The sequence below is a fragment of the Candidatus Methylopumilus planktonicus genome (assembly GCF_006364715.1).
Classification (GTDB): domain Bacteria; phylum Pseudomonadota; class Gammaproteobacteria; order Burkholderiales; family Methylophilaceae; genus Methylopumilus; species Methylopumilus planktonicus_A.
This window is the reverse complement of the sequence record NZ_CP040984.1, coordinates 1,269,208-1,291,024: the sequence shown is the minus strand read 5'-3', so window position 1 is coordinate 1,291,024 and position 21,817 is coordinate 1,269,208. Positions and strand designations below refer to the sequence as shown.

The window sequence follows — 21,817 nt, the reverse complement described above, 5'->3', positions numbered from 1 at the left end:
TTTTAACCGAACTTAGACAGGAGCAAAAATGAATATTAATTTTACGTTAATTGCCCAAGCGATTGCTTTTGCGATTCTCATTTGGTTTACCGTGAAGTATGTGTGGCCACCTCTTTTAAACGCGATTGAAACGCGTCAAAAAGAAATTGCCGACGGTTTAGCTGCAGCGCAAGAAGGAAAAGCTTCTTTAGAAGTAGCTGCAAAGAAAACGACACTGCAACTTAACGAAGCCAAACAGAAAGCATCTGAAATTATTTCTCAAGCCGAAAAAAGAGCATCTGAAATTTTAGAAGAAGCGAAGCATCAAGCGAAAACTGAAGGGGATCGTATTATCTTAGGTGCGAAAGCAGAGATTGACCAAGAAGTGAATCGTGCTCAAGAATCTTTACGCGAACAAGTGTCAACACTTGCCATCGCCGGTGCTGAAAAAATCTTATCAAAAGAAATTGATAAGAAAGCACATAGCGACATGTTAAGTAAATTAGCGAAAGAACTTTAGGATCCATATGGCAGAAATTTCAACCATCGCAAGACCTTATGCTGTTGCAGCATTTAATCTTGCTAAAGAAAAAAAATCTCTTACAGAGTGGTCTGAGATGTTGGAACTTTTAGCACAGGTGTCTTTAGATGAGGGTATGCATGCTTTCATTAACGATTCAAAGGTATCTGATGAGGATCGCGAAAAAGCACTCATTAAAATCGCTGGAAAAAAACTTAATGCTTATGGAGAAAATCTCATTAAGCTTTTGATTGAATATAAAAGACTTAATGTGCTACCTCAAATCAGCGAGCTTTTTGAAACATTAAAAGCAACGGATGAAGGAACGCTCGATGCTGAAATTATTGTTGCATCAAAACCGACAGATAAAGAAGTCGACACATTAGTGAAAAGTTTAGAAAAGAAATTTAATAAAAAAATTGACGCAAAAGTAACGATTGATGAAGCAATCATTGGCGGTATTAAAGTGATTGTGGGCGACACCGTGATTGATGCTTCAGTTCGTGAGCAATTACAAAATTTAGCCTACGCGTTGAAGTCGTAAGCTAATCATTATCAGGAGATAGTAATGCAGTTATCAACATCAGAAATTAGTGAACTCATCAAAAGTCGATTAGAGAATTTCTCGACAACCGCTGAAGCGAGAACACAGGGTACGGTCGTATCAGTGACCGACGGTATTGTGCGTATTCACGGATTGTCAAATGTGATGTCTGGTGAAATGATCGAATTCCCAGGGAATACATATGGGCTTGCTTTGAATCTTGAACGTGACTCTGTAGGTGCTGTGGTGCTAGGTGATTACGAACACATTACAGAAGGTGATGTATGTAAATGTACAGGCCGTATTTTAGAAGTGCCTGTAGGCCCAGAATTGATTGGCCGTGTGGTCAATGCACTTGGTCAACCTATTGATGGTAAAGGCCCAGTTAAAACTAAACTTACTGACAAGCTTGAGAAAGTTGCACCAGGTGTGATTGCACGTAAATCTGTATCCCAACCAGTTCAAACAGGTTTGAAATCTGTTGACTCGATGGTGCCAGTCGGACGAGGCCAACGTGAATTGATTATTGGCGACCGTCAAACGGGTAAAACAGCTGTAGCGACTGACGCGATTATTAATCAAAAAGGTCAAAACATGACCTGTATCTACGTGGCGATTGGTCAAAAAGCATCTACTATCGCTAACGTCGTGAGAAAACTTGAAGAACACGGCGCGATGGAATACACAATCATCGTTGCAGCTACAGCTTCTGATTCAGCAGCGTTGCAATTCTTAGCGCCTTACGCGGGCTGTACGATGGGTGAATATTTCCGCGATCGTGGTGAAGATGCGCTTATTATTTATGATGACTTAACAAAGCAAGCGATTGCTTATCGTCAAATTTCATTACTCTTACGTCGTCCACCAGGCCGAGAAGCTTATCCTGGCGACGTTTTCTATATTCACTCACGTTTACTTGAACGTGCAGCACGCGTGAATGAAGACTATGTAGAAAAATTTACAAAAGGAAAAGTGAAGGGTAAAACAGGTTCACTCACTGCATTACCAATCATCGAAACAGCGGCAGGTGACGTATCAGCATTCGTACCAACAAACGTGATTTCGATTACTGACGGTCAGATCTTCCTTGAAACAGACTTATTTAACGCAGGTATTCGTCCAGCGATTAACGCAGGTATTTCTGTGTCTCGCGTGGGTGGGGCTGCACAAACTAAAGTGATTAAAAAATTAGGCGGTGGTGTACGTTTAGCTCTAGCTCAATATCGTGAGTTAGCAGCGTTTGCACAATTTGCATCTGATCTTGATGAGGCTACACGTAAACAATTGGATCGCGGTCGCATGTTTACAGAACTTATGAAGCAAGCACAATATGCACCTTTAAGTGTTTCACAAATGGCTGTGACATTATTTGCAGCAAACAAAGGGTACTTTGATGATGTTCCAACGATTAAAGTGTTGGCATTTGAAAATGCATTGCATGGTTTCATGAATTCTAAATACAAAAAGATTATGCAAGACATCGAAAAAACAACTGACTTATCGGGTGACAATGAAAAAGCACTTGAAAAGGCGATTGAAGATTTCAAATCAAGTAACGCTTACTAATATAAAGAGTCATTATGGCCAGTAGTAAAGAAATCAGAACCAAGATCAAGAGTGTGGAAAATACACGAAAGATCACCAAGGCGATGGAGATGGTCGCAGCATCTAAGATGCGTAAAGCGCAAGAGCGTATGCGTCAAGCTCGACCTTATGCTGAGAAAATCAGAAACGTGGCAGCACATTTGTCTTACGCCCAATCTGAGTATAAACATCCATTTCTCGTGAAAAAAGACCAAGTAAAAAATATTGGTTTGATTGTAGTCACTTCAGATAAAGGTTTATGTGGTGGCCTTAATACCAACGTTTTAAGAATGTCTGTCAATCAGATGAAACAATGGGAATCACAAGGTAAAAAGGTACACGTGAGTGCATTAGGTAATAAAGGTTTAGGTTTCATGACGCGTATTAACGCGAATGTGAAATCACACATCACAGGTTTAGGTGATACGCCGCATGTTGAAAAACTAATTGGTGCAATCAAAGTAATGTTAGATGCATATGTAAATGGTGAAGTTGATCAGCTCTTTATTTGCTATACCAAATTTATTAATACGATGAAACAAGACCCTGTTGTGGATCAATTGTTACCACTCTCAGGTGAAAAAATCGGAAGTCCAGAAGGCCCATGGGATTATATCTATGAGCCGGATGCACAAAGTGTGATTGATCAATTATTAACACGTTATATCGAATCATTGATTTATCACGGCGTCACAGAAAATATGGCGTCAGAACAATCCGCACGAATGGTTGCAATGAAGTCTGCTTCAGATAATGCGAAGAATGTAATTGGCGAATTGAAATTGGTTTATAACAAAGCGCGTCAAGCGGCAATTACAAAAGAAATTTCAGAAATTGTGGGTGGTGCAGCTGCGGTTGCATAACATTGAATTAATTATTTAGAGTCTTCAAGGATAAAAAAATGGCTAGTAAACAAATCGGAAAAGTAGTTCAGTGTATCGGAGCGGTGGTTGACGTCGAGTTTCCTCGCGATCAAATGCCAAAAGTATTTGATGCATTAATTATAGATGACAAAGACTCACAAGCTGAAGCAGGATTGACACTCGAAGTGCAACAACAGCTAGGCGATGGAATTGTTAGAACGATTGCGATGGGTTCGTCGGACGGACTTGCACGTGGTACCGCATTTAAATCTACGGGCGCTGCGATCAATGTGCCAGTAGGTACAGGCACTCTAGGTCGTATCATGGATGTGCTTGGTCGCCCGATTGACGAATTAGGCCCAATTAAATCTAAAGAATTCCGTTCTATTCACCAAAAAGCACCAGACTTCAAAGACCTGTCACCTTCTGTTGATCTTCTTGAAACAGGTATTAAGGTCATTGACTTAGTTTGCCCGTTCGCTAAAGGCGGTAAAGTGGGTCTCTTCGGCGGTGCCGGTGTAGGCAAGACTGTGAACATGTTGGAACTCATTAACAATATTGCTAAACAACACTCAGGTTTATCTGTATTCGCAGGTGTGGGTGAACGGACTCGCGAAGGTAACGACTTCTATCATGAAATGTCAGATGCAGGCGTTATTAAATTAGATGACATGGAAGAATCTAAAGTAGCGATGGTGTTTGGCCAGATGAACGAGCCACCAGGCAACCGTTTACGCGTAGCGCTTTCAGGTTTAACCATGGCTGAAAAATTCCGTGACGAAGGTCGTGATGTTCTTTTCTTCGTAGATAATATTTATCGATACACGCTCGCAGGTACCGAAGTATCAGCACTTCTTGGACGTATGCCTTCAGCGGTAGGATACCAACCAACACTCGCTGATGAAATGGGGCGCTTACAAGAGCGTATCACTTCAACAAAAACAGGTTCGATTACTTCGATTCAAGCGGTTTATGTCCCAGCCGATGACTTGACTGATCCATCACCTGCAACAACATTCCAACATTTGGATTCAACAGTTGTATTGTCTCGTGACATTGCTTCTCTTGGTATTTATCCAGCGGTGGACCCATTGGATTCAACATCACGTCAGCTTGATCCGCTCGTAGTGGGTGAAGAACATTATCAAGTCGCACGCTCTGTGCAATCTACATTACAACGCTATAAAGAATTACGCGATATTATTGCGATTCTTGGTATGGACGAATTATCTCCGGAAGATAAATTAGCGGTGAGTCGTGCACGTAAAATTCAACGTTTCTTATCACAACCATTCCACGTCGCTGAAGTCTTTACAGGCGCTCCTGGTAAATATGTGACATTGAAAGATACGATCAAAGGCTTTAAAGCAATCGTGAGTGGTGAATATGATCATTTACCAGAACAAGCGTTCTATATGGTTGGTAGCATCGAAGAAGCTGTAGCAAAAGCAAAAACATTATCTTAATTGATTAGGTAAAAACAACATGGTTGCAACGGTTCATATTGATGTAGTAAGCGCTGAAGAATCTATTTTTTCAGGGGAAGCTGAATTTATAGCAGCACCTGCACAAATGGGTGAAGTGGGTATTTATCCGCATCATGCACCGATGATTACATCGATTAAACCAGGCGCGTTGCGCATCAAATTAGCGGATAAAAATGAAGAACAACTCATTTATATTTCAGGCGGTATTTTAGAAGTGCAACCAGGGGTGGTGACAGTGTTAGCGGATACAGCGATTCGTGGTCATGATCTTGATGAGGCGCAAGCGAATGCAGCTAAAAAAGCGGCTGAAGAAGCAATGAAAAATCGATCATCCGATGTGGATTATGCAAAAGCGCAAGCTGAATTAGCTGAAGCGATTGCTCAAATTCAAGCGATTCAAAAATTACGCCAAAAACATTAAATTACAAAGCTTACAAAACTAGTAAAAGCAGCTTTTAAGCTGCTTTTTTTATGTCATCTGATCACAAATAGACGATAAAATAGCAAAGATGTCTTTATCTATTGTGATTTTAGCTGCAGGCAAAGGAACGCGGATGCGTTCTTATTTACCCAAAGTCTTGCAACCGCTTGCTCATAAACCTCTTCTCGGTTATGTCATTGATGCTTCTATGTCATTCAAACCTAAAGAGCTTGTGGTGGTTTATGGATATGGCGGCGATCTCGTCAAAAAAACATTTCCATCGCCCGATATTCAATGGGTAGAGCAAAAAGAACAGTTGGGCACAGGCCATGCTTTGCAACAAGCTGTTCCTTTAATCAATGACGGGGGTAATACGCTCATTTTATATGGTGATGTACCTTTAATTGATCAAAAAACGATTGAACGCCTAATTATAAAAGGCCAAAAAAATTTAGCTGTTTTAACTTACTTAAAAGAGGATCCAAAAGGCTACGGTAGAATTGTAAAAAAAGACGGCCAAATACAAAAAATTGTAGAAGAAAAAGATTGTGATGAATCACAAAAAAATATTAAAGAAATTAATACAGGCATTATGTGCGCCCCCAACCATCTCTTAAAAAATTGGCTTACAAGACTGACCAATAAGAACGCTCAAAAAGAATATTATTTGACAGATATTGTAGGGCTGTCCATTGAAGATAACATTGAAGTATTAAGCGAATCTGCGGATAATGAAGCATCCATTACCGGAATTAATTCGAAATATGAATTAGCAACCATGGAAAGGAACTATCAACTTATGACAGCAAAAACATTGATGGAACAGGGTGTCACCATAATAGATCCGAGCCGAATTGATATCCGTGGCGAAGTCACAGCAGGACAAGATGTGACGATTGATGTAGGTTGTATTTTTGAAGGCAAGGTCGTTTTGGGTAGTCATGTGAAAGTTGCAGCGTATTCGCATATCAAAGATAGCGTCATTGGTGACCATTCCTCGATCGAACCCTATTCACATATTGTTGAAAGTAAAGTGGGGAGCCATTGTCGTATTGGACCCTTTGCAAGATTAAGACCTGGTACCCAGCTTCAAAATCATGTGCACATTGGTAATTTTGTAGAAATTAAAAATAGTGAAGTGAACGATCACACCAACATCAATCACTTAAGCTATGTCGGCGATAGCCTTGTAGGCAAATCAGTCAACATAGGTGCCGGAACTATTACATGCAATTATGATGGTGCAAATAAACATCCGACTACTATTGAGGATGATGTTTTTATAGGATCAAATACAGCATTAGTAGCACCCGTTAAAATTGGTAAGGGCGCTACGATTGCAGCAGGATCGACGATTATTAAAGATGCTCCACCAGGAGATCTCACCGTGTCACGTGGAAAACAAACCAGCATTTCTGGCTGGAAAAAACCTACAAAGAAATAAAGAGAGAAATATATGTGCGGCATTGTAGGTGCAATTTCAAATAAAAATATCGTTCCACATTTAATCGAAGGATTAAGTCGTCTCGAATATCGTGGTTATGATTCTTCCGGTATTGCAGTGGTAAGAAATGGCATTGAGCGAGTTCGTTCCGTAGGACGTGTTTCTGAGATTGAAGCAATGGTTAAAGATCAGAAATTGGAAGGATTTTTAGGTATTGGTCATACTAGATGGGCAACACATGGCGGCGTCACTGAACTTAACGCACATCCACATGTATCAGAGGGCGAGATTGCAGTAGTTCACAATGGGATTATTGAAAATTATGAAGAAAAACGAGAGCACCTTAAAAAATTAGGTTACCACTTTGAATCACAAACAGATACGGAAGTCATTGCACATCTCATTCATTATTTTATCAAACATAAAAATAAAACTCTTCTTGAAGCAACTCAAATGCTGGGTGAAGAATTAAGGGGTGCATTTGCAATTGCTGTGATCTCGCTTAAAAATCCTGATGAAATGATTTGTGCACGTCTAGGCTGCCCTCTTATCATCGGATTAGGAGATACACAAAATTTCATTGCATCAGATATTTCAGCGCTTTTAGCCGTCACTAGAAAGGTAATCTATCTTGAAGACGGTGATATTGTTCAAGTTAAAAAAGATGGGATTCAAATTTTTGGTAAAGATAAAAAGGTGATTACACGTAAAACACATATTAGTGAAGTAACTTTATCCTCCATGGAATTAGGCCCATATGATCACTTTATGCAAAAAGAAATTTATGAGCAACCTCGCGCTTTGACCGATACGATTGAAGCCATCATTGATCAAGGTCATTTTGACGTAAGCTTGTTTGGGCAAGACGCAAAGGACGTATTTTCTAAAATAGATAGTATTTTAATTTTGGCGGCAGGGACAAGTTATTACGCAGGAGTCACGGCTAAGTATTGGTTAGAAAGTATTGCAAAAATACCAACCACGGTAGAAATCTCAAGCGAATATCGGTATCGCGACTCAGTACCTAATGCTAATCAATTGATCCTCACTATTTCTCAGTCGGGCGAAACTTTAGATACGATGGAAGCTTTAAAGCATGCCCAGTCTTTAGGCCAGCATTTAAGTTTAGCAATTTGTAATGTGCAGGAAAGTACGATTGCGCGTGCATCAAAACTTATTCTATATACAAGGGCAGGTGCAGAAATTGGCGTAGCATCTACTAAAGCTTTTACAACACAACTGGTATCCCTTTTTAGTTTAGCTGTGGCGATTGCTACTTTTAAAAAGCTTATTAACAAGACAGAAGAAAAAAATTATCTAGAAAGTTTAAGACATTTACCAGGTAGCATCCAACAAGCGCTTAACTTAGAACCGCAAATTAAAGAGTGGGCAAAGTTATTTGCTGATAAACACCATGCACTATTCCTGGGTCGAGGTATTCATTACCCGATTGCTATGGAAGGAGCGCTGAAATTAAAAGAGATTTCATATATTCATGCAGAAGCTTATCCTGCAGGCGAATTAAAGCATGGACCCTTAGCCTTGGTGGATCATGATATGCCAGTCGTAGTGATTGCACCAAACGACAATTTACTCGAAAAAGTAAAATCTAATATGCAGGAAGTCAAAGCGCGTGGCGGTGAAATTTTTGTGTTCGCAGATGCTGACAGTCATTTTTCGGAAAGTCCTGGTGTTCGAGTGATTAGAACGCCAAGACATACTGGCGTATTGTCTCCGATTATTCACTCTATTCCAGTTCAGTTATTGGCTTATCATGTCGCACTTATTAAAGGTACAGATGTAGATAAACCCCGTAACCTAGCAAAGTCTGTCACGGTTGAGTAATAAACAACTTAATATGTCACCTATAGAAAATATTAAAAATATAACTTAAGGTCTTTTCGTAAAAAGGATAAAATATTAACTAGAAGTTTATTTACATCAAAAAGGGCATTAATTTAAATGGAAACTAAAACAATTGTGCAGTATGTAGTCGCTGGCGTTATCGTAGTAGGCTCACTATTCGTGGCTTACAATGCTCAAGATAAAATTACCGGTCAAGCAAGTGAAATTAAAGCATTACAAAATCAAGTGGCCGTATTAACTGATCAGGCAGCTCAAAATGAAGAGCTGATCAATCAAAATAAAGCGCTTCAAATGGAAGTGAAAAATTTAGAAACAAAATTAGCGACAAAAACAAAAGCGTCTGCAAAAGCTAAAGCTTCAGCTAAAACTAAGACTAATAAAAAAGCTCATAAAGCGCATAAGGCTTCTAAAAAGAAATAACTTAGTAGTAGGTTTTATACCAGTCAACAAATTGCTTAACGCCTTCCTTGATGGAGGTGTTAGGTTTGAAATTGACCCAACGATTAAGTTCCGACGTATCTGCTGAAGTTTCTTTGACATCCCCTGGTTGCATATCTGTCATTTTCATAATTGCTTTTTTACCTAAAGCATCCTCAAGTGTTTCAATGAAGTGCATCAAGGGCAGGGGCTGACTATTGCCGATATTAAAAATACGATAAGGTGCATGACTTGAAGCTGGATCAGGATTTTTCGAATCAAAATTGGTACTAGGTGTTGCAGACTTAAATAATGTTTCTTTGACAGATACTATGATGTCGTCAATATAAGTAAAGTCACGCATCATATCGCCATGATTAAATACCTGAATAGGCTCATTAGCTAAAATAGCTTTCGTGAATAATATAGGTGACATATCAGGCCTTCCCCATGGACCATACACCGTAAAAAAACGTAAACCTGTTGCAGGAATTTGATAAAGATGACTATAAGTATGGGCCATGAGTTCATTGGCTTTTTTAGTCGCAGCGTAGAGACTTATTGGATGATCGACATTGTCGTGTTCGCTGAATGGCACTTTCTCATTTCCGCCATATACACTCGAGCTGCTTGCAAAGACAAGATGATCAGCTTTAATTGTGCGACAACCTTCTAATATATTAATGAATCCTTGTATGTTGGAATCAATGTAAACATACGGATTTTGAATGGAGTAACGCACGCCTGCTTGTGCTGCAAGATGAAGAACTCGTTGAGGTATTTCTTTTTTAAAAAGATTAAGAACGTCTTTTTGGTCTTTAATATCAAGCTTTAGAAAACGAAAATGCTTATAACTTTCTAATATTTTAAGCCGATCATTTTTTAAAGCCACATCGTAATAGTCATTCAGATTATCGATACCAATAATTTCATGACCATCATCAAGAAGTTTTTTGGCGCAATGCATGCCAATAAAACCGGCTACACCTGTCACCAAGATTTTCATTTAACGTCCAATAGGATAGTAATTAAATCCAAGTGCTCGAACAGCTTTTGGATCATAAAGATTTCTACCATCAAAAATCATGGGAGATTTTAGTGAAGATTTAATTAATGCAAAATCTGGACTTCTAAATTCTGTCCATTCTGTGACAATGATAAGCGCATCCGCATTTTTAAGTGCCTCATCTTGCGTATCAGCAAAAGTTAAATGTTTTTCATCTTTAAAAATACGCTTTCCTTCATCCATCGCTACAGGATCGTAAGCTGTGATCGAGGCTCCTGCTTTGATTAATTCATTAATCAGTATACGACTTGAAGCTTCTCGCATATCATCGGTGTTCGGTTTAAAAGCCAAACCCCATAATGCAAAATGTTTGCCTTTTAAATCTTCACCAAATTGCTTTTTAACTTTTTTAGGCAATACAAATTTTTGAAGGTCATTCACCTCTTCAACTGCTTTAAGTAATTTCAAATCGAAACCAGCAACATCTTTAGCAGTTTTGATTAAAGCCTTCACATCTTTTGGAAAGCATGAACCGCCATAACCACACCCTGGATATAAAAAGTGATAACCAATACGTGAATCGGAACCTATACCTTGTCTCACCATTTCGATATCAGCGCCAACAATTTCAGCTAAATTAGCCAATTCGTTCATAAAACTAATGCGAGTAGCTAACATTGAATTAGCTGCGTATTTAATAAGCTCAGCACTTCTAAGGTTGGTGACCACAAGCCTTTCGTGATTTCTTTGAAAGGGAGCGTAAACTTGTTTCAAAACTTCAATCGCTTTTGGGTCTTCAGTCCCAATGATAATTCGATCAGGCCGCATAAAATCTTCAACTGCAGCGCCTTCTTTTAAGAATTCTGGGTTAGAAACGACACTGTAATGAATATCGAGATTTCTTTTCTTTAGTTCTTCAGCCACTGCCGCTTTGACCATGTCACCTGTTCCAATTGGAACGGTTGATTTATCTACAATCACCTTGGCTGAATTCATAAAGCGACCAATATTACGAGCAGCTTCTGTCACATATTGCAGATCAGCAGAACCGTCTTCATCGGGAGGAGTGCCAACGGCTATGAATTGGACTTCACCAAAGCCTACCGCTTCTTCGACATTGGTGGTGAAAGAAAGACGACCATTTTCAACATTACGACGAACAATTTCTAAAAGGCCTGGCTCGTGAATAGGAATACCACCTTCTTTTAGAATACGAATTTTTTCTGCATTTACGTCAAGACCTAAAACGTGATTACCCACCTCGGCTAAACATGCAGCACCCACTAAACCGACATATCCTGTACCAACAACAGTAATTTTCATAATAATTTGTTGTATTTAAAGCTATATTTTACCTCTTTTGTTAAAGGCTTGTCTTTTCTAGATAAGGAATTCACTTATAATTTAAAGAATATAAGAGGAGTTCATCATGACGGCTTTATTTGAATATTTACATGCCATTCAATTAGTTTGGGTAGACAATCTTGAGTACCAAATTAAGCAAGGCTGGGCCTGGTTAGACCCTGTTTTGAGCTTAGTACGTGATTATTTTTTTGAGACTACGGTTGTTGTGACAGTGATTCTTTTATATTCCATTATTTTCTCTGCCATTTCACTTTATGGCAGACCACCTCAAGATAAAAAAATTACCTACACGGATGAATTTAAGAATTTAGTGAAAGGCGTCGATCTTCATTTAGGCGATGAACCTAAAAAACCTTTAATAAGAAAACCTACAAAAAATAAAATTATCTAGCTGCTATAAAAAGGGTAATCGGTATAATCTTATTTCAGTGCCCCGCGAAATTTTTTGTGCGGGCCGACTTTGGTAACTTTATTTTTTTACCTGTTTCTTTTCTTTTGATTTAATCAGTTTTGTTTTCTTGACTGTCTTCTTAGTAGGGGCTAATTTTTTAGTCTCTTTTTTCGGTAATACTTTTGTTTTTTTAACTACAGCTGGTTTAACTGCACTTTTAGCAGCTAACGATGCTTCCAATTCCTTGACCTGAGTTTCAAGCACATCAATACGCTGTAATTTAGTATTGGCATCCTCTAGCTGTGTTTTAAGATTTTTAATTTCCATGTCCTTGAAATAAGTCGCTTGGTAGTTTGCGTACCCAAAAATGAGCGAACTGGCCGTTATTACACCCGCCCCAATATAAACAGCCAATGTTTTTTTGTCTGTCTTCTTTTTTTCAGGGATATTAAAAGGTGTTTCTTCTTTTTGATCAAATTCCATTTTGTTTTTCCTTATTATTTAATGCGGGTTATTCGGACAGCGTCAGCTTCTATTTTAGCTAAAAAAGTTTTACTTAACTCTTTATTAATCGTCTTATGCTTTTTATGAATCGTCTCTAAATTTGCATTATCAATTAAAAAGCTCTCACCAATATCCATGATTTGGTAAGGATAATAGCCAGACTTATCAAAACTCAACGACTTTCTGCACTCTATAAATTTAAAATGTCGAGTTCTAAATTTGAAAAATAATTCTTTTGCCTTTTTTAACATTACGCAAAAAGTTTCCAAACCATTGTCGTCATAAATGCCGCAATAGAAATATAAAGATATTTTTTAAAGCTCTTACCTAGATTACTCTTTTTAGGTTCTTGAAAACTATTGTCGGTAATATCTATTTCATACTGCGAAATGACAGCATTCACATCGATATTAAGGAAGCGACAATAGCGCTTGATGACTGCTTGTTTTAATTTATTTGATTGGAAAAAAGCGTTTAAATTATTTTCAAGCGAGTTGACTTGCTCAACAGATAAACATAGCTCTGTTGCGATATCGCCTGCTTTAAGCTTGAGTTCACCACGCGCTGTTGCCAGGACTTGGCCGTTGTATTTGAGGTTCGACATAAATAAGATTTTAATTTATTTTACGTTTTGTGGATACAGGGAATTTGGGGTAATTACTGAATCATTTTTCTGATTTTTTTAGGACCTCCTTTAGCTAAAAAGTCCCATAGAGGTGCAGGTAAAAATTTCATAATAGTGCCTACGATTTTCATCTGCCAAGGAATGATCACAAAGCATTTTTTATTTCGAATGGCTTTCATGAAGCGAGATACCGCATCATCCAAATCTAAAATAAAAGGCATGGTGTAGAGGTTATGTTGTGTCATGGGCGTACGAATGTAGCCAGGTGCAATTGTTGTCACATGAATACCGAAAGGTTTCATCTCAATACGTAGACTTTCCAGATAATTGATTAAAGCCGCTTTTGAAGTGCTATAGGCCCCCGAACCAGGCAAGCCTCTAATGCCAGCTACACTTGCAATTCCAACTAACTGACCCGACTTCTTTTTTTTATAAACTTCAATAAAAGGAAGAAAGGTGTGTATGACACCAAACAAATTAATCTCAATGACACGTTTAAATGTATCAAGGTCTTTCTTTTCACCGGCAAGGGTTCCAGTGCTCACACCTGCATTGGCAATCACAATATCAGGTGGACCATATTTTTTAATGAAATGATTTGCAGCTTCTTGAAGTTTTTTTTGATCTGAGACATCGACTGCATAAATTTCACAATTGGTTTTGATGTTTGATTTTATTTTTGTAAGAAGTTCTAGACGTCGCCCCACCAAACCTAAGGTTGCACCTTCTTTAGCATACTGATGAGCCAATGATTCACCGATACCGCTTGTGGCACCAGTGATAAAAACTTTTAAAGCTTTATTTTTTATTACGATCTTTTCTGACATTGCTGATGATGAAGTCAGCAATTTGCAATGCTTCATTATTGCCACCCGCCATCGTACTTGAGGTGATGTATTTACCATCAATCATTAAAGTAGGGACACCGGTTGCTCCAGACGCCTTAAAAACTTGAGCAGCCTTATTTAAAGAAGCATTCATCGAAAATGAATTAAAAGCATCCTCCACTTTTTTTCGATCAAGACCTGACTTTAATGTAACCCATTGAAGAATGGCTTTTTCGTCACTTGGGTTAAGTGTGCGGTCTTTATGCACAGCCTCAAATATCGCCATATGAAGTTTGTCAGCTACACCTAATGTTTCCATGGCATAAAAGGCTCGGGCCATCGGTGCCCAATCAGGACGTGGAATGGCAGGCATACGTTTAAAGTAAACATCTTTAGGTAATTTTTTTACCCAGTCACTCAACATAGGATCCATTTGGTAACAGTGAATACATCCATACCAAAAGAGTTCCGTGATTTCAATTTTATCTTTGTTATCTGTTGGGACCACTTGTGCTGTCTTATCAAAATTAACACCAACCTCAGGGGCTACCGCAAAGGAAAGTGAGCTAAAAAGCATTAAAAAAGTGATTAAGATTTTTTTCATAAATTATCCTTAATTATTTGTATTGTTAAGTGTTGCCCTCACTAAAATGGGCTTAAAGCCATTTTTAGTGAGATCATTTTTGGTTTTCATAATTTGTGCATCATCGGTCAGAGGGCCCACCCTTACTTTATGAACCACTTCATTATTTTGTAAAGGGGCTGTGAGTACGACTGCCTCAAATCCTAAAAGTGCCAATTTTGCTTTAGTGTTATCAGCTTCCTTATCCGAATTGAATGCACCCACTTGGTAGAAGTACACTTCCTTTTGTGGAATGCTGGCTGGATTTTTTAAAGCCTGTGTTGCTTCTCGGTCTGAGATATCTTTATCGTTATTAGGCAGGATATTATAAAAATCAAATTTAGTCGGTTGATCTTGGATAGCATTATCTGCTGCAACCTCTCCTTCAGGTTTAGCCCCCTGAATTTCAATACAAGCCCCATTCGTATCTTTACTTACAAAAGGACTTTTGCCATTAGTAATAAAGACGGTAATAGCAATGGATAATCCAATACCTACTAGAACGCCCATAAAAAGACCGTTCATAAAAGAACTACCTGATTTTCCTTTTTCCATATTTACCTTTTAAGCTACATGTTTTCCGGAGCGTTCACACCGAGAAGATATAGACCATTTTTTAATACAATTTGTGTGGCACGGATTAAACTTAAGCGTGCTAACTTTTCATCTTCATTTTCAACCAAAAACTTAGTGTCATTATAATAGCTATGAAGATCGGCCGCACAGTCTTTTAAATAGTTTGAAATCGTATGCGGTGTTAATTCAGTAGCGGCATGTAAAACCATTTCTGGAAATTCACTTAAGCGTTTAACCAGGACGAGTTCTTGTATCGATTTAAGATGATCAATATTAACGTGATTTAATTGATTAATATCTCCACCCCATTGTCTTAAAACGCCTGCAATACGCGCATGTGCATATTGAATGTAATACACAGGGTTATCTGAATTTTGTGTTTTAGCTAAATCAATATCAAAGACGAGTTGTGAATCAGATTTTCGAGCAATTAAGAAGTAGCGTGTGGCATCGCAACCCACTTCATCAATAAGATCGCGTAAGGTGACATAACTACCTGCGCGCTTAGAAAGTTTTACTTCTTCCCCGCCCTTCATCACTGTGATCATTTGATGCAACACATACTCAGGATAGCTTTCAGGAATGCCGATTTTTAAAGCTTGAAGACCTGCCCTGACACGGGTAATGGTGCTGTGATGATCTGAACCATGTTCATTAATAACGCGTTTAAATCCACGCTCCCATTTATTGAAGTGATAAGCCACATCAGGAACGAAATAGGTATAACTTCCGTCAGATTTTTTCATGACGCGGTTTTTGTCGTCACCAAAATCTGTCGTTTTTAACCACAGGGCATTGTCTTCCTCATAGGTAAAACCATTTTTAATAAGAGATGCCACGACTTTTTCAATGTGACCATTTTGGTAGAACGAAGATTCCAAAGTGAACACATCAAACTTAATTTGGAAGGCATTTAAATCTTGATCTTGTTCATGTCTTAAATAAGCGACACTGAATTGTCGAATAGATTCTAAGTCGTCAATTTGGCCAGATGCATGAATAGTTTTACCTTCGCACTCAATGCTACTTTCATTCAAAAAAGCATTCGCAATTTCGACAATGTATTCACCTCGATAACCATCTTCAGGAAATGCAGGATCCGAGGGATCTATATTATGACAGCGGGCATGCACTGATTTTGTAAGATTATCAATCTGCGCACCTGCATCATTGTAATAAAATTCCCGCGTCACGTCCCAGCCATTAAATTTGAGAAGTCTCGCTAATGAATCGCCAATCGCAGCGCCTCGACCATGACCGACATGAAGAGGGCCTGTAGGATTAGCGGATACAAATTCAATTTGGACTTTTTGAGGCTTGCCTTTTTCATCATGCCCTGAAGTATTTTGTCCATAGACTTCAGGATTTTTTAAAATCTCATGGATAATGAAGGTGCGTGCTTTTTCGTTCAAGTAGAAATTAATAAAACCCGCACCCGCAATTTCAACTTTTTCAATAAAAGGTGAGGCAGGCAACTTCTCAATAATGAGGGTGGCTAATTCACGCGGATTTTTTTTCAAAGTCTTTGCGAGTGCCATCGCCAAGTTACTCGAAAAATCTCCATGCTCGATCGATTTAGGACGATCTAATTGAATAGAATTCGATAAAATCTCAGGATGTATCGATTGTGCAACAGGCAACAATAATTGTAGAAGATGTGATTTCACGTCTTAGAATGATAGGTAACGATTAAAGCGTTTATTTTAACTTAGAATTGATGGTCTCCCCTTAAAAACTAACACCATGACTGATGCACTTCATATTTTAAAAGTCGCCCTCGATGTGCCACTCGATCGGGTGTTTGACTATAGGACGGACAAACCCAATACTCAAATTGGACAGTATGTCGTGGTCCCTTTTGGTGCTCGCAAAATGATCGGTGTCGTGGTCGGCATTTCTGATACGACAGCCATTGAATCTAAAAAATTAAAGTCTATTATTCGGCTAGACCCTGAAGTGATTTTTGATGAGCAAAGTTTTAAGCTTTTTCAATTTTGTAGTCAGTATTATCACTATCCCTTAGGGCAAACGATTTTGTCCGCTGTGCCATCTAGATTAAAAAAATTAAATACAAAGGCGATGGCGAAAAAATATCTATATCGCCTAACTCCCAAAGCCATTGATTTAGGCGTCGATCAATTACCACCTCGCCAAACGATACTAAAACGTATCGTGATGGCTTTAATTGATGCGACCCTCCTTGATGAAGCAAGTCTTCGCGCGATCAGTGGCGCTTGGAAAAAATCAATTGAAACGTTGGATGAGATGGGTTGGATTGAAAAAGAAGAGGTAACCTTAGATGATAAAGTTTATACACAAGCGCCCATTCCATCATTGAATGATGAACAACAAAAAGCATTCGATGAGATTTCAAAAACAAATAAAACTTTTGCAGCTTGGTTACTTTATGGCATTACAGGAAGCGGTAAAACCGAAGTCTATATTCGTTTAATTGAAGAGGCATTAAAAAAAGAAGATGCACAAGTCTTAGTCCTCGTGCCTGAAATTAATTTAACGCCCCAGCTCGAGAGTCGTTTTAGATCTCGTTTTGAAAAATATACGCTCGTGACACTCCATAGCCACTTAACGGATAACGAACGTTTAACCCATTGGCGACTTGCTAAAGAGGGGGCAGCCCAAATTATCATTGGGACACGTTTAAGTGTTTTTACACCCATGCCACATTTATCTCTCATCATCATTGATGAAGAGCACGATGCATCATTCAAACAACAAGAGGGGTTGCGTTATCACGCGAGGGATGTCGCAATTTTCCGCGCAAAATCCGAAAACATTCCGATCGTGATGGGAACGGCAACGCCATCCCTTGAAACTTGGTTCAACGCGACCAAGACAAAAGACACCAAAAAATTTGGCTTTCTAAAATTAACATCCCGCGCGGTTGAAGACTCAACGCTTCCTGAAATTAAATGTATTGATGTTGCCAAGTCAACAGTTTCAAAAGGTTTCTCACCTTATCTCATTGAAGCGATTCGGAGCCGCTTACATAAAAAAGAACAAAGCCTAATTTTTATTAATAGGCGTGGTTTCGCGCCCGTGCTTCTTTGTTCGTCGTGTCAGTGGACAGGTCGGTGCAATCGTTGTAGCTCCCGCTTGGTGGTTCATTTAAATCAGAAACGATTACGTTGCCACCACTGTGGCCATGATGAAAAAATGCCACTGCAATGTCCTTCATGTGGCAATACAGATTTATATCCAACAGGATTAGGGACACAGCGAGTTGAGGAAACATTAAAAGAATTTTTTCCTGAAGCGCGTATTTTAAGAGTGGATCGAGACTCAACAAAAACTAAAGAAGCGCTCAATGATTTATTCTTAAAAATGAAAAATCGTGAAATTGATATTTTGATAGGCACTCAAATGCTATCTAAAGGTCACGACTTTCCGCATTTAAGTTTAGTGGGTGTTTTAGATACAGACCAGGCTTTATATAGTCCCGACTTTAGAGCAAGTGAACGTTTGTTTTCACAATTGATGCAAGTAAGTGGCCGCGCAGGGAGAGCTAACATCAAGGGCGAAGTATATATTCAAACCGCTTTCCCAAACCATCCTATATTTGAAGCTCTGAAAACGCATGACTATGAAAACTTTGCCAATGAGCTTTTAAAGGAAAGAGAATTAGTAGAGTTAAGTCCTTTTGCATTCCTCGTTCTTTTAAAAGCAGAAGCGCATCAATTGGCGCATGTGATGCAATTCCTGAATGATGCAATGATCAATGCACAAAATTTAAGTGCGCACGTGACTGTTTATAATCCAGTGCGACCTATTATGGAAAGATTAAAAGGCATGGAACGCGGGCAGTTAGTGCTTCAAGCAAGCTCTCGCGTAGCATTGCAAAAATTACTTAATGATTGGGTGCCATATTTACGTGAAAATAAAATGGGTCAGAAAGTTAAGTGGGTCGTTGATGTTGATCCGCTTGAGTTTTAATTTTAACTATGACTGAAACTCTAATCCCACTAAAATAAAGACATGAAAAAAAATCCTCCCTGTGTCATGACATTTTCAGCGACCGATCCAACGGGCGGCGCTGGACTTCAAGCTGACGTTTTAACACTAGCCAGCTTAGGTTGTCATCCTTTATCAATCACTACAGCTATTACCGTTCAAGATACGTCAGGCGTTGAAAGTATGATGGCTTTCGATGCAGATTGGGTGAATGATCAAGCGCGCACTTTATTAGAGGACATGGAGGTCTCCGCATTTAAATTAGGCTTATTAGGGAGTGTTGAAACAATCGCGATGATTGCAGAAATTGTGGCGGACTATCCCACAATTCCCCTCATCATCGATCCTGTATTGGCATCCGGACGGGGCGATGCATTAGTTACCAATGAAATGATTAATGCGATGTCAGACTTATTGTTATCTCAAGCCACACTTATTACACCGAATAGTATTGAAGCAAGACGCTTAGCATTTAAAGATGGTGACGATTTTGGTGAAGCAAGTTTAGATGAGTGTGCTGAACGACTTCTTAATACGGGGTGCCAACTGGCTTTAATTACAGGCACCCATGAAGTGACGACCGAGGTTATTAATACTTTATATAACGAGAACGGCAAAGTGAAAAGTTACAACTGGGAAAGATTAGTAGGCAGCTATCACGGCTCAGGTTGCACATTAGCTTCAGCCATCGCTGGTTGTATGGCATTAGGTTCCACATTAGAAGAAGCCATTCAAGAAGGACAGCGCTTTACTTGGCAGTCTTTAAAGCATGGGTATAAGCCTGGTATGGGCCAATTTATTCCGGATCGACTTTTTTGGGCCCATGATGATGAATTGGAATATGCGCGATTCATTCATCATTAAAGGTTTATACGCCATAACCCCTGATATGGCTGACTTAAATACACTTATCCATAAAACGCAATTAGCTATTGAAGGTGGGGCTTCTATGGTGCAATATCGCAGTAAAATACAAGATCGTGACGTTAAAATGCAGCAATGTGCTGCTATTTTACGTCTTTGTCGCGAATATGCTGTGCCATGTATTGTGAATGACGATGTGGGAATGTGCCTTAATTTGGAGGCAGATGGTGTTCATTTAGGTGAAAATGATGACAATATCGCCGAAGTTAGGCTCATTTTAGGCGAAGATGCCATCATTGGAAGCTCATGTTATGACCAATTAAGTCGTGCAAAACAGGCTGAAAAAGAGGGTGCGAACTATGTCGCTTTTGGTGCGATGTTCCAAACTTCCACAAAGCCTAACGCCAGGAGCGCCACGTTAGAACTTCTAATTGAAGCAAAACGTGAGATTCATATCCCTATCGTTGCAATTGGGGGCATCAACGTGAATAATGCTCATGATGTGATTGAGACAGGGATCGACGCGATTGCTGTCATTACAAGTCTTTACGAAGCTAAATCAATTAAGGAAACTGCAGAAACATTTTTAAAGATGTTTCATTAAATCGATATGAGTCAAAACAAAACGCTATTTGAACGCTCACAAAAAGTCATCCCAGGTGGCGTCAATTCGCCCGTGCGAGCATTTAAGTCTGTTGGCGGCACACCAATTTTTTTCAAAAAAGGTTTGGGTAGCAAACTATGGGATGAAGATGGACGCGAATATATTGAATATATCAATTCCTGGGGCCCCATGATATTGGGCCATGCGCATCCGCAAGTTTTAAAAGCGGTTCAAGAAGCTTCATTCGATAGTTTATCCTTTGGTGCTCCAACAAAAAGAGAACTTGAGATGGCGGAATTACTCGTCGAACTTGTCCCTAGTATCGAACAAGTTCGACTCGTGAGTTCAGGTACGGAAGCGACGATGAGTGCGATTCGTGTCGCACGAGGATTCACCAAGCGAGATACTTTAGTTAAATTCGAAGGTTGTTATCACGGTCATGCAGATGCGCTATTAGTGAAGGCAGGTTCAGGACTCTTAACCTTTGGAGAGCCAAGTTCCGCAGGGGTTCCAGAAGATGTCGCAAAACATACTTTAACGTTGCCTTATAACGATGTGGACGCTTTAAAAACGCTCTTTAAAGAAAAAGGGGACACGATTGCGACGGTCATTATTGAGCCAGTCGTAGGCAATATGAATCTCATTATTCCTCATATCGAATTTTTAAAAACACTCCGCGAATTATGCACTAAACATGGTACGGTGCTTATTTTTGATGAAGTGATGACAGGCTTTCGAGTTCATTTAGGTGGCGCTCAAGCACTCTATGGCATTACGCCGGATTTGACGACACTTGGCAAAGTGATTGGTGGCGGTTTGCCTGTTGGTGCATTTGGTGGGCGACGAGATATTATGCAATGTTTAGCACCCATAGGTGCTGTATATCAAGCGGGCACATTGTCTGGAAACCCTGTGGCAGTTGCGGCAGGACTTGCAACACTCAAACTCGTGCAAGCTCCAAATTTCTATGAAGAATTAACTAAGAAAACCAAATCATTGGTGGATGGTTTAACAAAAGCCGCACATGACTTAGATGTTAAGTTCAGTGCGCAGTCAGTAGGCGGCATGTTTGGTATGTACTTTAGTGAAAAAGCACCCACAAGCTTTGACGAAATCATGAAAAGCAATAAAGAACAGTTCAATCAATTCTTTCATCATATGCTTTCCTCTGGTTTCTACTTTGGCCCATCGGCATTTGAGGCAGGCTTCGTATCTATATCCCATACAGATCAGGATATTCATCAAACGATTGATGCTGCAAAAAAAGCATTTCAAGCTCTGAAATAAGCTCAATAATTGTTGAATTACGGGGCGTTAGGCTTTATTATTGAAGGTTCCG

Annotated in this window: 23 protein-coding genes; 14 read left to right on the top strand and 9 right to left on the bottom strand. The window is 39.2% G+C overall.

Going from position 1 to position 21,817, the window contains the following annotated elements:
* The first annotated feature begins 28 nt into the window (after positions 1–28).
* The 9 genes from FIT63_RS06730 to FIT63_RS06690 all read left to right on the top strand — a co-directional run bounded on the left by FIT63_RS06730 (position 29) and on the right by FIT63_RS06690 (position 9,128).
* Positions 29–499 carry a F0F1 ATP synthase subunit B gene (locus FIT63_RS06730; RefSeq protein WP_140007118.1) on the top strand — a complete coding sequence of 157 codons (471 nt, stop codon included), beginning with the start codon at positions 29–31 and terminating at the stop codon, positions 497–499.
* Positions 500–506: 7 nt separating this feature from the next.
* Positions 507–1,043, top strand: a complete 537-nt coding sequence (locus FIT63_RS06725; protein ID WP_140007117.1) for a F0F1 ATP synthase subunit delta — start codon at positions 507–509, stop codon at positions 1,041–1,043.
* A 24-nt stretch (positions 1,044–1,067) separates the two neighbouring features.
* Complete coding sequence (atpA, locus tag FIT63_RS06720; protein ID WP_140007116.1) at positions 1,068–2,609, top strand: F0F1 ATP synthase subunit alpha; 1,542 nt, start codon at positions 1,068–1,070, stop codon at positions 2,607–2,609.
* Positions 2,610–2,623: 14 nt separating this feature from the next.
* On the top strand, positions 2,624–3,490 hold the full coding sequence (gene atpG, locus FIT63_RS06715; RefSeq protein ID WP_140007115.1) for a F0F1 ATP synthase subunit gamma: 867 nt from the start codon (positions 2,624–2,626) through the stop codon (positions 3,488–3,490).
* Between the two features lie 38 nt (positions 3,491–3,528).
* Entirely contained in the window at positions 3,529–4,956 is a 1,428-nt protein-coding gene (gene atpD / locus FIT63_RS06710) for a F0F1 ATP synthase subunit beta (RefSeq protein ID WP_046489101.1), read from the top strand.
* A gap of 19 nt (positions 4,957–4,975) precedes the next feature.
* Positions 4,976–5,398, top strand: a complete 423-nt coding sequence (locus FIT63_RS06705; protein ID WP_046489099.1) for a F0F1 ATP synthase subunit epsilon — start codon at positions 4,976–4,978, stop codon at positions 5,396–5,398.
* Positions 5,399–5,486: 88 nt separating this feature from the next.
* Entirely contained in the window at positions 5,487–6,842 is a 1,356-nt protein-coding gene (gene glmU, locus FIT63_RS06700; RefSeq protein WP_140007114.1) for a bifunctional UDP-N-acetylglucosamine diphosphorylase/glucosamine-1-phosphate N-acetyltransferase GlmU, read from the top strand.
* Between the two features lie 12 nt (positions 6,843–6,854).
* A complete protein-coding gene (gene glmS, locus FIT63_RS06695; protein ID WP_140007113.1) occupies positions 6,855–8,687 on the top strand; it encodes a glutamine--fructose-6-phosphate transaminase (isomerizing) in 1,833 nt (610 codons plus the stop codon).
* 117 nt (positions 8,688–8,804) lie between these two features.
* Positions 8,805–9,128: a hypothetical protein gene (locus FIT63_RS06690; protein ID WP_140007112.1), complete on the top strand. Its 324-nt coding sequence runs from the start codon at positions 8,805–8,807 to the stop codon at positions 9,126–9,128.
* Position 9,129: 1 nt separating this feature from the next.
* Here FIT63_RS06690 and FIT63_RS06685 read toward each other — a convergent pair whose 3' ends face one another.
* Complete coding sequence (locus FIT63_RS06685) at positions 9,130–10,131, bottom strand: NAD-dependent epimerase (protein WP_140007111.1); 1,002 nt, start codon at positions 10,129–10,131, stop codon at positions 9,130–9,132.
* Complete coding sequence (locus tag FIT63_RS06680; RefSeq protein WP_140007110.1) at positions 10,132–11,454, bottom strand: UDP-glucose dehydrogenase family protein; 1,323 nt, start codon at positions 11,452–11,454, stop codon at positions 10,132–10,134.
* Positions 11,455–11,560: 106 nt separating this feature from the next.
* Here FIT63_RS06680 and FIT63_RS06675 point away from each other — a divergent pair, with 106 nt between their 5' ends.
* Positions 11,561–11,887: a hypothetical protein gene (locus FIT63_RS06675; protein WP_140007109.1), complete on the top strand. Its 327-nt coding sequence runs from the start codon at positions 11,561–11,563 to the stop codon at positions 11,885–11,887.
* Positions 11,888–11,965: 78 nt separating this feature from the next.
* On the opposite strand, the gene FIT63_RS06670 is transcribed toward FIT63_RS06675, so the two are convergent.
* From FIT63_RS06670 to argS, 7 genes are read right to left on the bottom strand one after another with little or no spacing between them, the layout of a single operon-like run.
* The gene (locus tag FIT63_RS06670; protein ID WP_140007108.1) at positions 11,966–12,370 is read right to left on the bottom strand and encodes a hypothetical protein; all 405 of its coding nucleotides are present in this window, start codon (positions 12,368–12,370) and stop codon (positions 11,966–11,968) included.
* 14 nt (positions 12,371–12,384) lie between these two features.
* Positions 12,385–12,642 (bottom strand): hypothetical protein, encoded by a 258-nt coding sequence (locus FIT63_RS06665; RefSeq protein ID WP_140007107.1) that lies wholly within the window; start codon positions 12,640–12,642, stop codon positions 12,385–12,387.
* Entirely contained in the window at positions 12,642–12,995 is a 354-nt protein-coding gene (locus FIT63_RS06660; RefSeq protein ID WP_140007106.1) for a helix-turn-helix domain-containing protein, read from the bottom strand. Before FIT63_RS06660 ends, FIT63_RS06665 begins: the two co-directional genes overlap by 1 nt.
* Positions 12,996–13,048: 53 nt before the next feature.
* Positions 13,049–13,879 (bottom strand): SDR family oxidoreductase, encoded by an 831-nt coding sequence (locus FIT63_RS06655; protein WP_420886438.1) that lies wholly within the window; start codon positions 13,877–13,879, stop codon positions 13,049–13,051.
* Entirely contained in the window at positions 13,815–14,447 is a 633-nt protein-coding gene (locus tag FIT63_RS06650; RefSeq protein WP_140007105.1) for a thiol:disulfide interchange protein DsbA/DsbL, read from the bottom strand. The genes FIT63_RS06655 and FIT63_RS06650 overlap by 65 nt, the downstream gene beginning before the upstream one ends.
* Before the next feature lie 9 nt (positions 14,448–14,456).
* Entirely contained in the window at positions 14,457–15,020 is a 564-nt protein-coding gene (locus FIT63_RS06645) for an SPOR domain-containing protein (protein WP_140007104.1), read from the bottom strand.
* 14 nt (positions 15,021–15,034) lie between these two features.
* Positions 15,035–16,708 (bottom strand): arginine--tRNA ligase, encoded by a 1,674-nt coding sequence (argS, locus tag FIT63_RS06640; protein ID WP_140007103.1) that lies wholly within the window; start codon positions 16,706–16,708, stop codon positions 15,035–15,037.
* A gap of 76 nt (positions 16,709–16,784) precedes the next feature.
* On the opposite strand from argS, the gene FIT63_RS06635 reads away from it, so the two are divergent.
* The 4 genes from FIT63_RS06635 to hemL are packed head-to-tail and all read left to right on the top strand — an operon-like array spanning position 16,785 to position 21,765.
* The gene (locus FIT63_RS06635) at positions 16,785–18,992 is read left to right on the top strand and encodes a primosomal protein N' (RefSeq protein WP_140007102.1); all 2,208 of its coding nucleotides are present in this window, start codon (positions 16,785–16,787) and stop codon (positions 18,990–18,992) included.
* A gap of 42 nt (positions 18,993–19,034) precedes the next feature.
* Positions 19,035–19,874, top strand: coding sequence for a bifunctional hydroxymethylpyrimidine kinase/phosphomethylpyrimidine kinase (gene thiD / locus FIT63_RS06630; RefSeq protein WP_140005826.1), 840 nt, complete (start codon positions 19,035–19,037; stop codon positions 19,872–19,874).
* The gene (gene thiE, locus FIT63_RS06625) at positions 19,852–20,478 is read left to right on the top strand and encodes a thiamine phosphate synthase (protein ID WP_189342301.1); all 627 of its coding nucleotides are present in this window, start codon (positions 19,852–19,854) and stop codon (positions 20,476–20,478) included. The genes thiD and thiE overlap by 23 nt, the downstream gene beginning before the upstream one ends.
* Before the next feature lie 6 nt (positions 20,479–20,484).
* Positions 20,485–21,765: a glutamate-1-semialdehyde 2,1-aminomutase gene (gene hemL, locus FIT63_RS06620; RefSeq protein ID WP_140007100.1), complete on the top strand. Its 1,281-nt coding sequence runs from the start codon at positions 20,485–20,487 to the stop codon at positions 21,763–21,765.
* Positions 21,766–21,817: the final 52 nt, after the last annotated feature.